Source organism: Proteiniclasticum ruminis, assembly GCF_900115135.1.
Taxonomy (GTDB): Bacteria; Bacillota; Clostridia; order Clostridiales; family Clostridiaceae; genus Proteiniclasticum; species Proteiniclasticum ruminis_A.
On record NZ_FOVK01000001.1, the window covers coordinates 810815 to 829914 of the forward strand.

16 protein-coding genes are annotated in these 19100 nt (G+C 41.6%); 6 read left to right on the forward strand and 10 right to left on the reverse strand.

Annotation, left to right across the window (positions count from 1 at the left end; genetic code table 11):
• Nucleotides 1–92: 92 nt before the first annotated feature.
• Nucleotides 93–308: a 50S ribosomal protein L31 gene (gene rpmE, locus BM243_RS03815; protein ID WP_031573325.1), complete on the forward strand. Its 216-nt coding sequence runs from the start codon at nucleotides 93–95 to the stop codon at nucleotides 306–308.
• 94 nt (nucleotides 309–402) lie between these two features.
• On the opposite strand, the gene BM243_RS03820 is transcribed toward rpmE, so the two are convergent.
• Nucleotides 403–2301: an ABC-F family ATP-binding cassette domain-containing protein gene (locus BM243_RS03820; protein WP_074910534.1), complete on the reverse strand. Its 1899-nt coding sequence runs from the start codon at nucleotides 2299–2301 to the stop codon at nucleotides 403–405.
• Nucleotides 2302–2412: 111 nt separating this feature from the next.
• Nucleotides 2413–4047, reverse strand: coding sequence for a hydroxylamine reductase (gene hcp / locus BM243_RS03825; protein WP_074910537.1), 1635 nt, complete (start codon nucleotides 4045–4047; stop codon nucleotides 2413–2415).
• Between the two features lie 292 nt (nucleotides 4048–4339).
• On the opposite strand from hcp, the gene BM243_RS03830 reads away from it, so the two are divergent.
• Nucleotides 4340–5008, forward strand: a complete 669-nt coding sequence (locus BM243_RS03830; protein ID WP_074910539.1) for a Crp/Fnr family transcriptional regulator — start codon at nucleotides 4340–4342, stop codon at nucleotides 5006–5008.
• Between the two features lie 70 nt (nucleotides 5009–5078).
• Here BM243_RS03830 and rho read toward each other — a convergent pair whose 3' ends face one another.
• The 3 genes from rho to BM243_RS03845 all read right to left on the reverse strand — a co-directional run bounded on the left by rho (nucleotide 5079) and on the right by BM243_RS03845 (nucleotide 9097).
• The gene (rho, locus tag BM243_RS03835) at nucleotides 5079–6536 is read right to left on the reverse strand and encodes a transcription termination factor Rho (protein ID WP_074910541.1); all 1458 of its coding nucleotides are present in this window, start codon (nucleotides 6534–6536) and stop codon (nucleotides 5079–5081) included.
• Nucleotides 6537–6839: 303 nt separating this feature from the next.
• Nucleotides 6840–8456, reverse strand: a complete 1617-nt coding sequence (locus BM243_RS03840; RefSeq protein WP_074910544.1) for a CTP synthase — start codon at nucleotides 8454–8456, stop codon at nucleotides 6840–6842.
• 206 nt (nucleotides 8457–8662) lie between these two features.
• On the reverse strand, nucleotides 8663–9097 hold the full coding sequence (locus BM243_RS03845; protein WP_074910547.1) for a YwiB family protein: 435 nt from the start codon (nucleotides 9095–9097) through the stop codon (nucleotides 8663–8665).
• 210 nt (nucleotides 9098–9307) lie between these two features.
• On the opposite strand from BM243_RS03845, the gene BM243_RS03850 reads away from it, so the two are divergent.
• A complete protein-coding gene (locus tag BM243_RS03850) occupies nucleotides 9308–10459 on the forward strand; it encodes an MGDG synthase family glycosyltransferase (protein ID WP_074910549.1) in 1152 nt (383 codons plus the stop codon).
• A gap of 64 nt (nucleotides 10460–10523) precedes the next feature.
• On the opposite strand, the gene ispE is transcribed toward BM243_RS03850, so the two are convergent.
• From ispE to BM243_RS03870, 4 genes are all read right to left on the reverse strand, one after another.
• The gene (gene ispE / locus BM243_RS03855; protein WP_074910551.1) at nucleotides 10524–11366 is read right to left on the reverse strand and encodes a 4-(cytidine 5'-diphospho)-2-C-methyl-D-erythritol kinase; all 843 of its coding nucleotides are present in this window, start codon (nucleotides 11364–11366) and stop codon (nucleotides 10524–10526) included.
• 99 nt (nucleotides 11367–11465) lie between these two features.
• Nucleotides 11466–11702 carry a Veg family protein gene (locus BM243_RS03860; RefSeq protein ID WP_074910554.1) on the reverse strand — a complete coding sequence of 79 codons (237 nt, stop codon included), beginning with the start codon at nucleotides 11700–11702 and terminating at the stop codon, nucleotides 11466–11468.
• Nucleotides 11703–11896: 194 nt separating this feature from the next.
• Nucleotides 11897–12451 (reverse strand): Gx transporter family protein, encoded by a 555-nt coding sequence (locus tag BM243_RS03865; protein ID WP_074910555.1) that lies wholly within the window; start codon nucleotides 12449–12451, stop codon nucleotides 11897–11899.
• On the reverse strand, nucleotides 12444–12857 hold the full coding sequence (locus BM243_RS03870) for a NusG domain II-containing protein (RefSeq protein WP_074910558.1): 414 nt from the start codon (nucleotides 12855–12857) through the stop codon (nucleotides 12444–12446). Before BM243_RS03870 ends, BM243_RS03865 begins: the two co-directional genes overlap by 8 nt.
• A 191-nt stretch (nucleotides 12858–13048) precedes the next feature.
• Here BM243_RS03870 and BM243_RS03875 point away from each other — a divergent pair, with 191 nt between their 5' ends.
• Nucleotides 13049–13510 (forward strand): FMN-binding protein, encoded by a 462-nt coding sequence (locus BM243_RS03875; RefSeq protein ID WP_074910561.1) that lies wholly within the window; start codon nucleotides 13049–13051, stop codon nucleotides 13508–13510.
• A gap of 29 nt (nucleotides 13511–13539) precedes the next feature.
• On the opposite strand, the gene BM243_RS03880 is transcribed toward BM243_RS03875, so the two are convergent.
• Nucleotides 13540–16452 carry a penicillin-binding transpeptidase domain-containing protein gene (locus BM243_RS03880; RefSeq protein ID WP_074910564.1) on the reverse strand — a complete coding sequence of 971 codons (2913 nt, stop codon included), beginning with the start codon at nucleotides 16450–16452 and terminating at the stop codon, nucleotides 13540–13542.
• A 313-nt stretch (nucleotides 16453–16765) separates the two neighbouring features.
• Between BM243_RS03880 and BM243_RS03885 the strand changes: the two genes are divergently transcribed.
• Together BM243_RS03885 and BM243_RS03890 are read left to right on the forward strand one after the other, a co-directional pair.
• Nucleotides 16766–17461 carry a response regulator transcription factor gene (locus BM243_RS03885; protein ID WP_074910567.1) on the forward strand — a complete coding sequence of 232 codons (696 nt, stop codon included), beginning with the start codon at nucleotides 16766–16768 and terminating at the stop codon, nucleotides 17459–17461.
• Complete coding sequence (locus BM243_RS03890; protein WP_074910570.1) at nucleotides 17451–19073, forward strand: sensor histidine kinase; 1623 nt, start codon at nucleotides 17451–17453, stop codon at nucleotides 19071–19073. Before BM243_RS03885 ends, BM243_RS03890 begins: the two co-directional genes overlap by 11 nt.
• Nucleotides 19074–19100: the final 27 nt, after the last annotated feature.

Sequence of the window (19100 nt, forward strand, 5' to 3'; positions counted from 1 at the left end):
TTAGGTATCCATTATCCATAATATTGTTGACTCAGAGAATTCTAAGTGTTAGAATTGAATAGTTAAAAAATGATGAAATTGAGGTGAAATAAATGAAAGAAGGCATACATCCAAAGTACAACAATGAAGCTGTTGTTAAGTGTGCATGTGGAAACACATTCGTTACTGGATCAGTAAAGGATGAGCTTAAGGTTGAAATATGTTCTCAGTGCCATCCATTCTTCACAGGTAAGCAGAAGATTGTAGATGTTGGCGGAAGAGTAGATCGTTTCAAGAAGAAGTTCAACATCACATCCACAGAAGAATAGAATCTTCATTTATGAAAGGCCCGATTTTATCGGCCTTTTTTATTTAATGAAAAACAGGAAGTCAGAACTGCTGATTTCCTGTTTTTTTGCTTTATTAGAGTAACCCAAGCTCTTCTGCCAGCTCATTCAGGTAAGTCCATCTCTCCATCGCCTCTTCAAGAGCATTCTCTAACTTAGCTTTCTCTTCAAGTAGAGGCGAAAGTTTTTCAAAATCAGCTGCATGAAGACTCATACGCTCCTCCACAGAAACAAGCTCCTTTTCTAGCGATTCGATCTTTCCATCGATCTCATCAAACTCTTTCTGTTCTTTGTAACTGAACTTTGTTTTAACCTTCTCTTTGGGCTTTTCTTTCTGAGCTTCCTGAGGACTTTTTTCCTCGACAGGCATAAGCTCTGATTCACTCTTTCTTTTTTCTTCAAATTCCGTGTAATTTCCAAAGTAGATTGAAACTTCTCCTTCTCCATCAAAAGAAAAAATCTTCTCTGCCACCCGATCCAGGAAGTAGCGGTCGTGGGACACCGTGATGACTGCCCCAGGAAAAGTCTCCAGGTAATCTTCCAAAACACTCAGCGTTTTGATATCCAGATCATTGGTCGGCTCATCCAGTAGGATCACATTTGGTTTTTCCATGAGCATCCGAAGAAGCATCAGTCTTCTCTTTTCACCGCCTGAAAGAAGCGTAATCGGTGTCCACTGCTCTTCCCCTGTGAAAAGAAATGTTTCCATCATTTCACTGGCACTCACTGTCCCCTCAGATGTTTCGATAACTTCAGCAGCTTCCTTAATATACTCGATGGCTCTCATCTTCTCGTCTGGAATGGTATACTCCTGTGAGAGGTATGCAATCTTCACTGTATCTCCTACATCCACACCTCCTGCGTCAGGTGTGATCTTCCCCGCAAGGATTTTAAGAAATGTGGACTTACCGATGCCGTTCTCTCCCACTATCCCGATTCTGTCACCCCTAGCCACCATATAAGAAAAGTCCTTCAGAAGCGTTTTATCTCCGTAAGCCATTGAAACTCCTTCGATGGAAATGATTTTCTTTCCGAGTCTCGATGATAACGCTTTGATCTCAAGAGCCTCCTCTTTTAAGAGGAGCTCCTTGGATGAGAGCTCTTCAAACCGGTCAATACGGGCTTTCTGCTTTGTGGTACGCGCTTTTGCACCGCGCCTGATCCATGCCAGTTCCTTCACTAGCAGCTTCTGTCTTTTTCTTTCTGAAGCTTCCAGAATGTCTTCTCGTTCTGATTTCATTTCCAGATACTTGGAGTAATTGACGGGATAACTGAAGACCATGCCCCGATCTATTTCCAGGATCCTGTTTGCCACACGTTCCAAAAAATAACGGTCATGGGTCACCATAAGCAGCGCTCCCCTTCTATTTTTCAGATACTCTTCGAGCCATGCAACGGATGCGTTGTCTATATGGTTCGTCGGTTCATCCAGGATCAGCATATCAGAGGGAGTAATGAGCGCCGTGGCCATGGCTACCCGCTTCTTCTGTCCGCCTGAAAGCTCTTTCATTTTTTTATGAAAATCTGTGATACCAAGTTTTGTCAGAATCATTTTTGCTTCCGCTTCAAGGGACCATGCATTCGAGGTCTCCATATCATTGGAAAGCTTCAGCATTTTCTTTTGAAGTTCTTCATTTTGTGGATCTTGTTCCAAAGAAAGGATTCCTTCCTCATAGGCTTGAAGAATCTTCAGGACTGGCGCTTCCCCATGGAATACCTGCTGAAGCACAGTATAGTCTTCTATGATTTGTGGTTCCTGTGAAAGATAGGATAAAGAAGCCTTGGATACTCGCTGCACCAATCCGGTATCTGGTGATACTACACCTGCAAGCACTTTCAGAAGAGTCGATTTGCCAGTCCCATTGACTCCGATGATCCCAATCTTATCTGTATCCGTCAGTGTCAGTGTGACGGAATCAAATAGCTTTTTCATTCCATAATTTTTCGATATATTTTCTGCGGTAATGATATTCAAAATAATTTCTCCTTAGCGAACAAACGATCACCCGTTCTCATGATGAAGCAACTAGAAAACACCTGAAAGACTCATGATATGAATCTTCAGGTGTTTAATTATACCACTAAATTAGTTTGCCATGAAGAGCTCAATGTCTTCATCCACTTCTCCGATGGTGGCGATTCCAAATTTTTCAACCAGAACGTTAGCAACGTTTGGAGAAAGGAATGCAGGCAGTGTTGGTCCAAGGTGAATGTTTTTGACTCCGAGGTATAAGAGGGCGAGCAGTACAATGACCGCTTTCTGCTCATACCAAGCGATGTTGTAGGCGATGGGAAGATCGTTGAGGCTGTCAAGTCCAAAGATTTCCTTGAGCTTCATTGCAATGACAACTAGAGAATAGGAGTCATTACATTGTCCAGCATCCAGTACTCTAGGAATTCCTCCGATATCCCCCAAAGGAAGTTTATTGTATCTGTATTTTGCGCATCCAGCTGTTAAAATCACAGCATCCTGTGGCAATTTTTCCGCGAACTCAGTATAGTAATTTCTTTGGTTCATTCTGCCGTCGCAACCTGCCATAACAACAAATTTACGGATAGCCCCACTCTTCACTGCATCCACTACCTTGTCTGCCAGCGCCACTACCTGTGCATGGGCAAATCCACCAATAATCTTACCTGTTTCAATTTCTGTTGGTGCTTCTAAGGTCTTAGCCAGCTCTATAATCTCAGAGAAATCTTTCACTCCATCCGCATCTGCTTCGACATGTACACACCCTGGGTATCCTGATGCACCAGTTGTAAAGATACGGTTTCTCAGACTCTCATTTCTTGGGGGAACAATGCAGTTGGTTGTGAAGAGAATTGGTCCGTTGAAGGACTCGAACTCTTCCACCTGTTTCCACCATGCATTTCCATAATTCCCCACAAAGTTGTCATATTTTTTGAACTCAGGGTAATAGTGGGCTGGCAGCATTTCACTGTGAGTATATACATCTACACCAGTTCCTCTTGTCTGCTCCAGGAGCTGCTTCAGATCTGTAAGATCATGTCCTGAAATCAGAATTGCAGGTCTGTTACGGACACCGATATTCACCTCTGTCACTTCTGGATTCCCAAACATAGAGGTATTCGCATTATCAAGCAGAGCCATAGCCTGTACACCCAGTTCACCGGTTTTCAGTGTCAGTGCAACCAGGTCATCTGCCCCTAGACTGTTGTCCTGAGTTGCCGCCAAAGCCTCATAGACGAATCCATAAATTTCATGATTCTCTTTCCCAATATTCAGTGCATGATGAGCATATGCTGCCATACCTTTTAATCCATAGATAATCAGTTCTCTAAGGGATCTGACATCTTCATCTTTCGTAGAAAGAACACCAACCAAAGCCGCTTTTTTCAGCATGGAAGCACGATTTGTCACCTCAAAGTTCATCGCATCGGATTTTACGTCCAGATTCAATGAAGACTTCAGTTCATCCCGATAGGCAATCATCTTTCTGATTTGCGCTTCAATGGCATCCTCATCAAAGTTCGCATTGGTAATGGTCATGAAAAGTGAATTGATGACTTCATGATTGACTTTTGTCAGTGTTGAAGCTTCTAAGCCTCCAGCCATAACGACCTGTGAAACTCCTTTCAGGGTATAGATCAGAAGATCTTGAAGATTCGCCACTTCAGGACTTTTTCCACAAACACCAATGATTTCGCAGCCTGTACCACGGGATGCTTCCTGACATTGATAACAGAACATATTTGACATTTTAGTTCCTCCTAGCTCTCGCATATTATATGTAAGCCCATAGACTCCGAATGATACTGACCTTTCGGAACAAGTATGGACTTCTTATCTCTACGTCATCGATTATAATAGAACAGCGGAAGAAAAACTGTAACACCTGTTACACATTTAGAGAAAAAATCGAAAGATAATGGAGCATAACATTAACAGCTTTTAGAAAAAACCCCTCCGAGTGTTTCACTCTGGATTATTCCATTTCCTTTGATTTCAAGCTATAATATTAGGGTCCAGAAGTATGAAAAGAGGTATCAAGATGAAAGAATCCATACAAGGTCTGCTGAAAAACGCACTTTTTAACAATATAGATGAAGATGAACTAAATAGAATTTTGAGCTTCGAAAGCTGTAGAGAAGAAGTCTATGAGAAGGACAGTCTGGTTGTTCAAGAAGGAGACTATTGTGACACCATAGGTTTCGTTCTTGAAGGAACTCTTACCATTCAGCAGTACGGGAGAAGCGGTGATGCCCTTACAATCAATATCTTCCGACATGGTGAATGTTTTGGTGCACCACTTCTATTTACAAAGAAGGCAAAATATCCTTTTACTTTGGTAACCACCTCAAGGAGCAAGGTTCTGTTCATCCCCTTCAAAGAAATGCGACATATGCTTGAATCCAGCAAAATATTCAATTTAAATTACCTTACATTCCTTTCAACACATATCTTTGTATTAAAGAATAAAATTAAAATACTGGCACACAATGATGTCCGCTCCAGATTGATGATTTATCTTGCCAAGGAGATGGAGCATGCCGGAAGCTCCCACTTTAAAATGAGACACAAAAAAACCGAAATCAGTGAGATCATAAAAGTCGCCCGCCCTTCTGTGTCCAGAGAATTATCCAATATGGAAAAAGATGGGCTCATTAAAATTGAAGGCACCCATGTGACTATACTTGCAGAGGATGAGTTTCTGTTGTAGTTTCTGAGCTTGAATCTTTCCCGATCAAAAAAACAGCACCCGATACACAACCGTGCATCGGATGCTGTTTTTATTTACTGAAAACCTGATTGATTTTAAGCGCTTCGATAAACTCTTCATTAGTTCCAGACTGACTCATCATCCTGATCAAATCTTCAGTGACTCTGTCCTGTGCAGAAATAGAGTTCATTTGTCTTCTGATATTCATGGACATTTCGTATTCATCCTGCGAAAGAAGTGCCTTTTCTTTTCTTGTACCTGATTTATAGATATCTATGGCTGGGAATACTCTTCTTTCCTGCAGCCTCCTATCCAGATGAACTTCCATATTTCCTGTGCCTTTAAATTCTTCGAAAATCATATCATCCATTCTGGAGCCAGTTTCTACCAATGCGGTAGCAAGAATGGTAAGGCTTCCACCTTCCTCCATGTTACGGGCTGCTCCAAAAAACTTCTTCGGCATGATAAGTGATGCAGGGTCCAATCCTCCCGATAGTGTTCTGCCTGAGGGTGTCACGGTCAAATTATATGCTCTGGCCAGTCTTGTGATGGAATCCATGAGGATTACCACATCCTGCTTCTGCTCCACCATTCTTTTCGCACGTTCCAGAACCATTCTCGCGACTTTTGTATGATGCTCCGGTTCTTCATCAAAAGTGGAATAAATCACTTCCCCATCGATGCTTCTTTGCATGTCCGTCACTTCTTCAGGTCGTTCATCTATAAGCAAAACAATAATTTTAATGGTAGGATGATTTTTAGCAACATTTTGGGCGATTTTTTTCAGTATCGTTGTTTTACCTGCCTTTGGCGGTGCAACAACAAGCCCACGCTGACCTTTGCCCATGGGTGCCATGAGATCTATGATCCGCATGGATATATCATTCTCTCCAGGTGATTCTAAATGTATCCGCTCTTCGGGATAAATAGGAGTCAGTTTTTCAAAATAAGGTCTGCCAACGGATTTCTCAGGATTCTCTCCATTGATTTTCTCGATGTATGTAAGACCCGCGAATTTTTCACCTTCTCTTGGATACCTGGCATACCCTATGACCTCATCGCCGGTTCTTAAATCGAATCTCCGGATTTGTGGCGGTGACACATACACATCATCTGTACTGGACAAATAATTCGTCCCTCTTAAAAAGCCGAAATTATTTGTTTCCAGGATTTCAATAACACCACGGACATCATACTCATTGCTGTATTTCACTCTACGTCCGCCCTCTGAACGGTTGACTTCCCTAGGTGCTGCATTCTTTTGGGGAACCTCTTCCTGATCATTATCATCTTCAGGATTTACTGAAGGATCCTCTACTGCTGGTGTCTTCACAGGCTGCTCTCTTGTTATCTCTTCCGGTCTATTTTCTTGGTTCTTCTCGTTTTTTTGCGCATAATGCTCTTCCAGTAAAGCAATCAGCTCATTCTTTCTGTACTTCTGAAAACTCTTTATTTGAGCATCTTTAGCAAGCTCACGAAGCTCTGTCAGTTTCAGCTCATGGAACCTGTCTGTTTCAGTAACAGTCATCGGCATGCCCTCCTTTTTTATTCTGTTTCTATGATTGTGCAAATTGTTATGAAATCTATGCGAAGATAGAGATGTGACATTTATAGAAGCTGTTTCATCAGTCTGAATTAATAATCAGGAAACTCACTAGAATAAGCACAGAACTTATAAGATCATTCATAAAGATATTGAGCGAATGTAGCGGAGACATCCCCACAACTTAAAAGATGGGTGTATTTCACGTTACATCTCATTATACCAGATGTTTGCCGTCGAAAAAACAGCATCCATACGGAACCATACGGAATGCTGTTTTGATTTCAGTTATTTTTGAGGTAACCGGTCATGGTAAAGTGCATGCTCAACAAATGAAGCAAACAGTGGGTGAGGGCGATTGGGCCTGCTCTTCAGTTCAGGATGGTATTGAACCGCAACAAACCAGTCTAACTCTGGAATCTCAACAATCTCCACCAAATTCTTCTGAGGGTTCCTTCCACTGAATTTCATACCCGCTTTTTCAAACTCGTCCATGAAGAAATTATTGAATTCAAACCGGTGTCTATGTCTTTCAGAAATATTTTCCTCTCCATATGCCTCAAAAGCTTTAGAAGACCTCTCAACCTTTGCTTCATACTTACCTAGTCTCATGGTTCCACCTAGTCCATGAATGTTTTTCTGCTCTTCCATAAGATCTATCACAGGGTATTTGCCATCCGGAACAAACTCGGTGCTGTGAGCCCCTTCATATCCAAGGACATTTCTCGCAAATTCCACCACGGCAGCTTGCATACCAAGACATATGCCAAAAAATGGTATGTTGTTTTCTCTTGCATAAGAAATGGCTTCAATCTTTCCTTCAACGCCTCTTTCTCCAAAGCCACCAGGAACGAGTATACCATCTACATCTTCAAAGATCTCTTTCGCCCTGTCTTTTCTGACTTCCATGGCGCTGATCCACTTCACACGCACTTCTGCATCATGAACTAGTCCGCCATGGGACAGAGCTTCCACCACAGAAAGATAGGCATCATGGAGCTCCACATATTTCCCAACTAATCCAATGGTTACACGCTTTTTAGGTTTCTTGATTTTTTCCACCATATGTTCCCATTCTGTATTATCAGGTTCCCCGCAGGTAAGGTTCAGCTTTTTACAAACAATGGCATCCAATCCTTCTTTATAGAGCAGAAGCGGAACTTCATACAATGTATCCGCATCCAGATTCTCAATGACCGCTTCTTCTTCCACATTGCAGAAGAGACCGATCTTTCTTTTGAGTTCAGAGGATATCTTCTTCTCAGATCGGCACACAATAAGGTCCGGCTGAATACCGATGCTTCGGAGCTCCTTTACACTGTGCTGTGTAGGCTTTGTTTTCAGTTCCCCAGCTTTACCTAGAAACGGCACCAAAGTCACATGGATGAAGAGCACATTGCTTGAACCAGCGTCATATTTCATCTGTCTGATTGCTTCCAGAAATGGAAGGGACTCGATATCTCCCACAGTTCCACCAATCTCAGTAATCACAACATCCACATCATCACAAGCAGCATCCTTGATCTTCTCTTTGATTTCCGATGTGATATGAGGAATCACTTGGACCGTTCCTCCAAGGTAGTCACCTCGACGCTCTTTAGAAATCACACTGTGATAAATCCGACCTGTGGTGACATTGCTGTTTTGGGAAAGATTCTCATCAATAAACCGCTCATAATGACCCAGATCTAAATCAGTCTCAGCACCATCTTCTGTCACAAACACTTCTCCATGCTGATAAGGGCTCATGGTGCCAGGATCCACATTCAGGTATGGATCAAATTTCTGAAGCGTAACCTTCAACCCTCTGTTTTTCAGCAGACGTCCCAAGGATGCCGCAGTGATTCCTTTCCCCAGAGATGAAACCACACCGCCAGTGACAAAAATAAATTTAGTCTTTTTCATAAAAATACCTCCAAAGATGTTGACAACAATTCCACCTTTGGTATAATAAGAATTACCCCCTTATTGATAACATAGGCTTTTTGTGTCTTTTTGTGCAATAAATATAAAAATAATGATAGCATAGTTTTCGTTCCCATGCTACCATTATTTTTGTATTTATTTTTTTATTTTCTAAAACAGTCCCACTTTCCACACGCCCTTCATTATTATGAAGGATTTACTTGATCCTGACCGATCTTTTCAATCACATGAATCGTCATTTCATTCTGCTCAAAAGAATCCCCTGCAATTTCAAGCTTATACCGAATATAAATCCGCATCTGCCTTCCTTCTCTCCATACACTCACTTTTTCTGTATCCAAAACCATGGACATGGAACCAACTTCCATTTTGTACACAAGTCTGTCTCTGTGGTTCTCTCTGAACACCATGGTCGCCTGAATATTTCCAGTTCGCACCAGTGTGATTTCTTCACCACTCACTTTAATCTGAGTATGGACCCCTTCCATACCCGTAAGCGCACTTTCATCATAAGATAACCTGTCCACACCTTCAGTCATTTCGCGGTATCCCCAGTAGACCACCTCTATGGGATCTTCATTGACTCTGCTGTTCTTAACTTCAATCTTTACTCTCTTCACGATATCACCCCCAAGCCACTTCTACAGTATAAGGTTTTTTTAAGAATCAACACCCTGTTTTTAACATGACATTAATATTTATATTATAAACTAAAATAGAATTGTTACCACATAAGTTGTCAATATTCAAAATCAATGATGATGTGGTAAAATAAACTATCCAAATCAATTACTGCCCTGAAGATCAGATACCATTGGATGAGGTGTACCATGAGAGCTTTAATTCTTTCTGTTTCCACCGGTGGAGGCCACGCCAAAGCCGCAGAAGCAATCAAAGAATCCATTATGAAAAACGAACCCCAATCAGAGGTTCAAATCATTGATACAATAAAATACATCAGCCCGTTTTTGGACAAACTTGTGGTGGGAACCTACCTGAAGAGCATTCGGTATTATCCCTCTTTTTTCAAGTTCTTATATAAACATTCAGACGAAGAGGGCCGCTTTACAAAATCATCCACCTTAGGGAATGATTATCTCACAAATAAGCTGTACCCTACCATCGTTGATTTTGAACCAGACATCCTGATTGCAACCCACGCATTCACCGCACAGATCCTTTCTATATTAAGAAAGAAGTTTCAATGGCACAAGCCATCCCTTGTAGTGATGACAGATTACGCCTCTCACGCTTTCTGGGTTCATAGAAACGTGGATGCTTATATTGTCTCCAATGAGGATATGGTTGAGGAGCTTACATTACGAGGCCGAAATAAAGACCAGATATACCCTTATGGAATCCCAATATCCGAAAAGTTTTTAAACATCAGCAAAAAAGAGAGTATCCTGTCAAAATACAACCTCAGCCAGGACAAAAAGATTATTACCATCATGGGCGGAAGTTTAGGCATCGGAAATATTGAGGAAATCCTCAACGAAATCCTCCAAATTAAGAAACCCTATCAGATCATCGTTCTCACAGGGAAAAATGAAAAACTTTATGAAAAAATGTCCGAACTTCAGGCCAGATGCGACCACTGCCTCACCCCCCTCGAATACTGCGAAGAGATGAACGATATCCTCAGCATCACAGACGTTCTTATCACCAAACCTGGAGGTCTGACCATCACAGAAAGTTTTATTACAGGAACACCGCTGGCCATATACTCTGCGATACCAGGCCACGAAGTTCAGAATGCTGATTATCTTATCAGGCACGGCCTAGCTGTGGATCTTGGCACCGGAGAGCACTGTGGTCCTCTCATCGAGAACCTGCTCGAAGATGACATTTTCCTGCATTCTATGAAAGAAAAATCAAAAAATAACGCAAAACCCCATGCAGCGCAGCACATTTTCGAATTATGCAAAGAGCTTATTGAAGAGAAGTCGCTGCATCGTGACACAAAACGGATTGATTTATAGTTTTATTTAAAAAGAGTAGGAAAGCACTTTCCTACTCTTTTGTATTGCCTCTCGCAAGAAGCACTCAGACCGTCTCTGTCAGAATCACTTCATTTCCATTCTTTCTCAACTCATCCAAAGCACGAACTGCGGTCTCTTTATTTTCATAGATCCCATAAACTGTCGGACCACTGCCACTCATCAGCGTTACTCTCGCCCCAGTTTTCACCACTCTTTGCTTGATGCTCTTAATCACAGGGTAAGACTGTATGACTACATTCTCCAGAAGATTCCTCGAATAATAGTGCACACCATTCAAATCATCTTTCGCAAGGGAATCCATCAGTTTTTCCGTTTCCACATGTCTTTTGATCTTCTCCAGGTTAAATGCTCCATAAGCATCTTTTGTTGATACACCAAAGGGAGGTTTCACCAAAACAACCACATGACCACCGAAGGATTTGAGTTTCGTGATCCGTTCCCCCACCCCTTCACATAAAGCAGTGCCACCCTCAAGGCAGTAAGGGACATCGGCGCCCAGTTTCAAACCTAATGCTTTGAGCTCTTCATGCGAGAGCCCCAAAGAAAACATTGCATTCATGCCTTTAAGCACAGCTGCAGCATCTGTACTTCCTCCAGCAAGTCCAGCTGCTACAGGAATGTTCTTATTGATATGAATATGAATTCCTGACGTCAGCCCGGATGCCTCCATAATCAGTTTTGCCGCTTTATACGCAATATTTCTTTCATCCACAGGTACATAAGCCTTATCACAGGAAAGCGAAATCCCCGACGTTCTTTCCGTAAGAATCACCTCATCATGCAGTTCCACAGTTTGCATGATCATCTCCAGGAGATGATACCCATCATCCCTTTTCCCCACAATATCCAAAGACAGATTAATTTTCGCATATGCTTTTAAAATCAACTCTTACACCTACTTTTCCAATATAGACTCTATTATGGCAAATTCTTTGAAAATATGCAAAAAAAAAAGAAGCGCCAGCACAAGCCAGCACCTTACATACTAATTATTGTATGACAGAGTCACAGTTTTTGTGAGCACATCAGAATAACTGAATGAAACGCATCCCTTAGACTCATTGTCTAACCGGACCACGAAAATACTTGGATAAACCTGCTCAATGGTCCCAGTACTCTCATACATTTTCCGCCTTCCCACATTGGCTTTCAGTTTTACATCGCGTCCTACATTCTTTTCAATTTCTTTGCGAATGTCGGTAATATTTTTTAAATATTCCACATAACCACCTACTTCCATATATGATTATACAGAAAATTTATTCAAATGTCAAATCCATAACTTTTTATATTAGCACCTGACATACCCATTGTCAATAGTTCATGCAAAGTTTTCTTTTGGTTCATATTACCTTTACATATTGACTGAGGAAATAAAAAAGCCGATTGCACTTTCAGCACAACCGACCATCTATTCTAGGACTCTTTCCTGAAGATTTCCCAGTCTTTCAACTGACTGATTTTCTTCACAGCGGTAATCTTTGACATGTGATAGATAATAAAATTCGCCGCAATACCAATAAAGATTCCAGTCCCGATACCAATGAACGTCAGAACCGGGAGATACATCATCACAGACCAGTTGTTGACAATCATCGAAGCCACTACAAGCTGCCCAATATTGTGACTAACCGCTCCTGCGCCGCTGACACCGATGATCGTCACCTTTTCTCTAAATATATTCTTCACTGCAGCCATGGCCAGAAGACTTAAAAACCCCCCACTGATACTGTACAAAAACGAAGAAAGTGTTCCACCAAACATCGTTGCAAGAACAACTCTTAATCCCACCACAAGAACTGTAGACTTAAATCCCAAAATGTACAGAGAGATGATGGTGAAAATATTTGCCAGACCAAGCTTGGCTCCAGGGATGCCTATAGGCAGAGGAATCATTCCCTCTATCACGTGAAGCACAAGAGCCTGCGCAACTATAAGTGAAATGAAAATCATTTTGGTTGTCTTAGTCATGGTTGTCACTTTTAAACCCAGTGATGATGTCCTCATCATCCTCTTGTGGTTTTTCTCCCTTTACTTCAATTACAATTCGATTAGGCAGACAGACAATGGTCTCACCAGGTCTGGAAATATATTCTGGCGAATAACACACTTTGTCAGGACAGTCTGCTTCATACATACCGACTTTCTCATCAATAATCTCCACAATATTGACACCCAGATCAGTTTCAATACGTATTTCATCTCTACCAGTATGCCCTGTCAGTTGAACTCTTTCATAGAATTCTCCCTGAACTTTGATTTCCACATAGTACCCATCTGATGCAGATCTTGTATTCAGCGTGAATATCAATGCTGGAATAAATGAAGCAAGTACAAATATTCCAATGATGATCACATCCCATTTTTTCACTTTCATCGTAACGCCCCCTTGCACTGTATCCCAAAAATATATTATATCAGATATCAGTTCTCCTGTGAATGAAATCAGCTTAACTTTGATAAAAAAGTCACATTCAGTGAACAGTTCAAAATACCACAAAACAAATTGCATAAAATTTAAAATTCAGTTATGATAAAGTAAGAATCCAACTATATGGAGGGATCTGTTTGAAAAAATCAATAATCTCTATTGCTGTATTGGCATTTATTGCCCTGTTTTTGTCCTCATGTACTACAGAACCTGTATCTCCTTTGCAGGACGGTTCTTATTCAGTTACCTTCGATGATTTTGACTCCACCGGTTGGAAAGCTTATCTTGTGTTACACGTGAAAAACCAGAAAATCGGGAGTGTGGAGTATGATTATATCGGTTCCACTTCAAACGGAGGCAAATTGAAATCAGAAGACATCTCCTACGCCGAAGCAATGTTCTCCGTCGCGGGAACCAAGCCAGAACTGTATATCCGCCAGTTGGTGGACAGTCTCTTAACCCATCAGGATCCGGATCAGATAGAAGTTGTATCCGGTGCCACTACTTCCACAAAGGACTTTAAAAAATTTGCGATGCTCGCCATAGAAGCAGCAAGAAAAGGCGATACATCCCCTATTACAGTCTCTCAAAATGAGTAAAGTAAGCACAAAACTGTGCTTACTTTTTTTTACGGTTTACTTTCATTTATCTCATCTGGTTGTGTATCCACTTCAGCACCATCTCCATTGCCCTGATTCTCAAAAGATGTAATGGGTTCTGGCAGATCGTATTCATACTTTCGGACATAGTCAGGATACTCTGTTTTCAGCTGCTCCTCAAAGTACTCTTCAAAAACAGCCAAAGCCGCAGGCACAACAAATGCACCTCTTGTCACATCATAAATCACAACTGCCACGACGATTTCTGGATCATCAATGGGGGCGACAGCCGTATACAATCCGAAGGCATCTCGTCCAACTTCTGCCTGATTGTCTTTAAATGTTGCTGTTCCTGTTTTCCCTCCAGTCGCAATAGGAAAATCTTTAAATGTGCTGTAACTACCACCACCTGGTAAGGTGGAAGCTCGGAGCCCATCAAGCAGCGCATTCACTGAGGATTCTTTAATACCCGTTTCTTCCAGTACAACAGGTTCATTTTCCTGGATGACATTCCCTTCCGTATCCGTGATTCTCTGAACCAGGTTGGTTTTATACCGCGTTCCACCATTGACTATGGTGGCAAGAGCATTGGCAATCTGGAGCAGTGAAGTCTGGTTGTCACCTTGTCCGATGGAAGAGTTCAGAACATTTCTAGGGCTTATGATCTCTGTTGTCTGATCATATACGATCTTAGCAGCAATCTGCTCTGCATAAAACTTGGAGGATTCCAGACCCGTTGCTTCCTCTTCAGGCAGTATCGCAATGTACTCTTCAAAGGCTTCCCGAAGACTCTGCACTACCTCGGCATAGTCCTGTCTGACATACTTGTTTGCATCGTCGATAGAAATATCAAAGGCATCTCTAACCGCTTGTTTGATCTTCTCTTTGCCAAGCGCTTTCTTTTCCTCATCCGCCCGGTTTATACCGATATCAATCGGTGTAAAACTACGGGAGGTATTTCTGGCTTTTCCTGCATTCAAGAATGCGACAACATCAAACATGAAGAGCCTTTTTGTAATTTCTACTTTAGAATAATGATTGTATACATTACCTGATATATTCTCGTTGATTTCTATCCCTGTCGTACTATGGGACTTCTCTTGTGGATCGTGACCCATTCCAAGCTTCCAGGCCCATTCAGCAATGGCGTTGAGTCCTTTTGCTTTATAGAGCCTATATCCTACATCCGCAAAGAAGACGTTGGATGACTTAGCCAGAGCTTTTGCCAGATTGATATTTCCGTAAACTCCTCCACCATCATTGGTGATGGGATTTCCCACTTGGTCATTGGTATAAGCGCCAGTATCACGGATGATCGTATTGGGTGTCAGAATGCCTTCCTCCAGCGCTGCAAGACCTGTTATGACCTTAAATGTGGATGCTGAGGGCACAAGACCCTGAGTCGCATAATTAAAGAAAGGTTTCGCATAGATGTCATTAAAATCTGTCACTGTACCGTCCGCATTGAACCGAAACAGATCTTCCGGCACCGCAGGCCTTGTTTCATTGGTTTTTTCATTCACAGTGGTTCTCAGATTCATTTTACGAATCAGCTCTTCTGCATAGGCTCTATAATCAGGAGTGAAGAACTCCTGATACATTTCATTTGTCAGCCTGCCTGGAACAGCGAAAAGATTCGGATCAAAGCTTGGATTGCTTGCCATTGCCAGAATATTTCCCGTATCTGCCTCCATTACAACAATAGCACCTCTAGTGGCATTGGTGGAATTCTGTGTATATCCGGCAACTCTATGGACTGTATTCACTTGAGAGTACTCATAAATCAGATCACTAAGAACCTTTTCTGCTGTATTCTGAAGATTCGCATCCAAAGTGAGCTGAACATTGTTTCCCGGATAGGTCTCGAGCTCGAACAGTTCACTGATGGTTCTTCCATTCTTGTCCACTTCAACGGTTTTTACCCCTTTACTGCCACGAAGCCAATCTTCATAAGCGGATTCAATCCCAGAAACGCCTATGTAGTCTTTGGAAATATCATACCCTTTTTCCATATAGTAGTTCTGGGAACCTGCAGGAATAGGATTAAGATATCCGATGATGTGGGCTGCGGTAGTCTGATAAGGATATAACCGAATAGGATTCGTCTCCACATCAATACCAGGGAGCTTGCTCAACTGCTGAAAGAAAGTGAACGCTGTCTCCTCTTTCATATTGCTCATAAGCGTAACCGCTTTGGACCCCTGATAACTTTCCATCCTGATACTGTCTCTGATTACCAGGTAGGTTCTGATGGTTTCCCAGTCGAACTTTTTTAGAAGCTCTTCGTGTATTTCACGTCCTGACATCTTTTCATACAGTTTTTTTTCCTCAGCCGTTGGTGTGAGCGCTTCATACATCTTATAGAACTCTATCAGGTAGTAATAGGTATCTTCCGGAGAAAAGGCTAAAATCAATTCGTCCAGCTGATCTGTCTCCTTCTCATTGAGTTCTGATATTTTGCTTTTCCCAGTTTCTTCACGCAGCACTGTTGTAAATAGATAATCGTTGATTCCACGATCTTTCTTCCATCTCAGCTCAGATCGTCTGATGAAATCAGAATCCTCGGACCCAAACTCAAACCGGAAAGGGTCTGTCTTCAGACTGAACGTATCATTGATTTCTTCTCCACTGCTTCTCAGGAGAGCACGCACCTCATCAATGGTCTGATACAGCACTTTTCTGGATTCAGTCGTATCTACATAAATCAGATTATAGCTTTTCAGTGACGTTGCAAGCACCCTGCCATCCGCATCCAGAATTTCCCCTCTTGGTGCTGCATAATCTATGTTTTTGATAAACTCCACATTGGCCCTGGCAGAATATTCTTCTCCATGAATCATTTGAAGAGTCACCATCTCGTTGATCAGCAAGGAGAATATTATAATCATGATGATCAAAAGCCCAGTATATCTATTGAATTTCTTTTTCTTTTTATTATTCATATGCTCACCTTAGCTTTATTTGAAAGATCCCATCCGGATCCCAATCCATTTCTCATTTTCCAATTCAGAATTAATCACACAGAATAGTATACCTGAAAGTTCTTAAGAAGACATTAATCCCTTGTGAAAAACAAAGAATGATTTCTATTGGCTGTATTGATTTTATAGTATAATGTTTTTGAAAGTATTCATTACAGTCAACACCTTCACCAACTTTTAAGGTTTATCCTTCTTCAATTTAAGGTGTTTTACATACAATAGAACTAATAGCTAGGATTCCGGTGACTGAACCGGTGAGCCAATGGAGGTACCAATGGAAAAACAGACCATACTTATTGTAGATGACGAAAAAGAAATCAGAGATCTCATTGAGATCTACCTCAGCAATGAAGGATACGAAACAATCAAAGCCAGCAATGGAGTGGAAGCGTTGGAAACTGTTGAGAAGCATCATGTGGATCTCATCATTCTCGATATCATGATGCCGAAAAAAGATGGTATTCAAGCATGTATGGAGCTTCGAAAGACGAAGAACATGCCGGTAATCATGCTTTCTGCAAAAAGCCAGGATATGGATAAGATTCTTGGCCTTACTTCAGGTGCGGATGACTATCTCACCAAGCCTTTTAACCCGCTGGAACTCATCGCACGAGTGAAGTCACAGCTGAGAAGATATTATACATTGAATGCGGATAAACCTAGAAATGACAGTGTGCTGACTCTAGATGATATCACCATCAATATCAATACAAGAGAAGTCAAAAAGGGAAGTGAGTCCATCAAACTCACCAAGACAGAGTTTGATATGCTTGAGTATATGACAAGAAATACAGGCATAGTTCTTTCTGTGGAAAAAATATATGAGAATGTATGGAAAGAGGAGTTTCTGGAATCTGAAAATACGGTGATGGTTCATATCAGAAAACTTCGCGAGAAGATCGAAGACGACCCTAGAAACCCAAGATATATTAAAACCGTTTGGGGAGTAGGATACAAAGTTGAAAAATAAGTTCATGAAGTCACGGACAAAGAAAGCCCTCCAAAAAGAAAGCAGAATAGACCGTTTCTTTTTGAGAATGGATAACTTCATACGCGCTAAAATCAGCAGCAACATCCAGCTTGAATTGATCTTTGCAGTGGCATTCTGTTTAGTTCTGGCTTTTCTTGCATACAACATCACATTCAATATGACAAGAAAAGTAACACTCAACCAGTTTATTTCTTATGAACAGGGAATGCAGGACATCTCCGCTTCTGCCAACGACATCGCTGAACGCATGCTGAATGATCTGAGATATAAGGAAGAAGAGGAAATCACGGAAGAAATGCGTGACAATGCCAGATATCCTTCTGAAAACAATCCGGATGCCAAACAGTTCAATCTAGAGCACGCCATGCAAAACCTCATCAGGGATTTTTCAAGGACAAGCACCCTAAAGCTCATGGTTACGGATTTACAGGGAGAGATTCTGTTTAAAACCGATAACGTCACGGAAGCTCGTGTGGATATATTTTCTGTCATTAAATCAGCCTACGACATCGACTTTTACAAAGATGGCCAAATTGATGAAGACAGCGCCGGTGAGCTTATTTTTGTGTATCCAATGAACTTCCTGAAGCGTGACATCTACCTCATCATCAAAGATACACCCATCGCTGACATTCAGACAACGCCCTACTATTCCTATAATACTTCCCTCTCCATCTTTGTCGGATTCTTTTTCTTTATTTCTGGATTTTTGATTCTTACCAAAAACAAGATGGACTATATTCAGGAGCTGTCCAATACCGTCCGAATCATCTCCACCGGGAACTTAAAACATAAAGCCCCAGTAAAAGGAAACGACGAACTAACTCATCTGGCTAAGAGCATTAATCTCATGGCTCAGGACATTGACGAACGTATTGAAGAGGAAAGAAATCTTGAAAAGACCAAACAGGAGCTGATCACAAACGTTTCCCATGACTTGCGGACTCCGCTTACTTCGATCATCGGTTATCTCGGACTCGCAAAATCAGAAAAAATAAGTTCGGAACAAAAAAATGAATATATCGATATCGCATATTCCAAATCGGAACGTCTGAAAGAACTGATCAGTGAACTGTTTGAGTATACAAAACTACAAAGCCCTGACAATAAATCCGTTTTCTCTCCGGTGAACGTGGTGGATCTCCTGGATCAGCTCATTGAAGAGATGATTCCAATCGCGGAAGAGCGGGGAATTCAGATTCATAAAGCCGCAAAGTCCAAAGACGTTGTGCTGCAAGCTGATGTCCCTCAGCTCGTTAGGCTCTTTGAAAATCTGATTTCCAACGCAATCAAGTACGCATACACCAACGACCCCATTCTGATTACAGTGGAAGGCGCTGACGCCAGCGGTTTTTCAACTCTGACCTTTGAGAATACCATTGATCATATCACAGATGAGGAGATTGAAAAAATGTTTGAGCGTTTTTACAGATTAGAAAAAAGCAGATCCAGTGAAACAGGTGGAAGTGGTTTAGGTCTTGCCATCTCAGAGAGTATAGTGCATCTTCATCAAGGCAGAATCTACGCAAAGAAGATCACGGATCAGCGGATCAGCATCATAGTGCAGCTGCCTGTTATCCAAATCAGCTGAGTGAAGATACCCACTATATATTTCGTG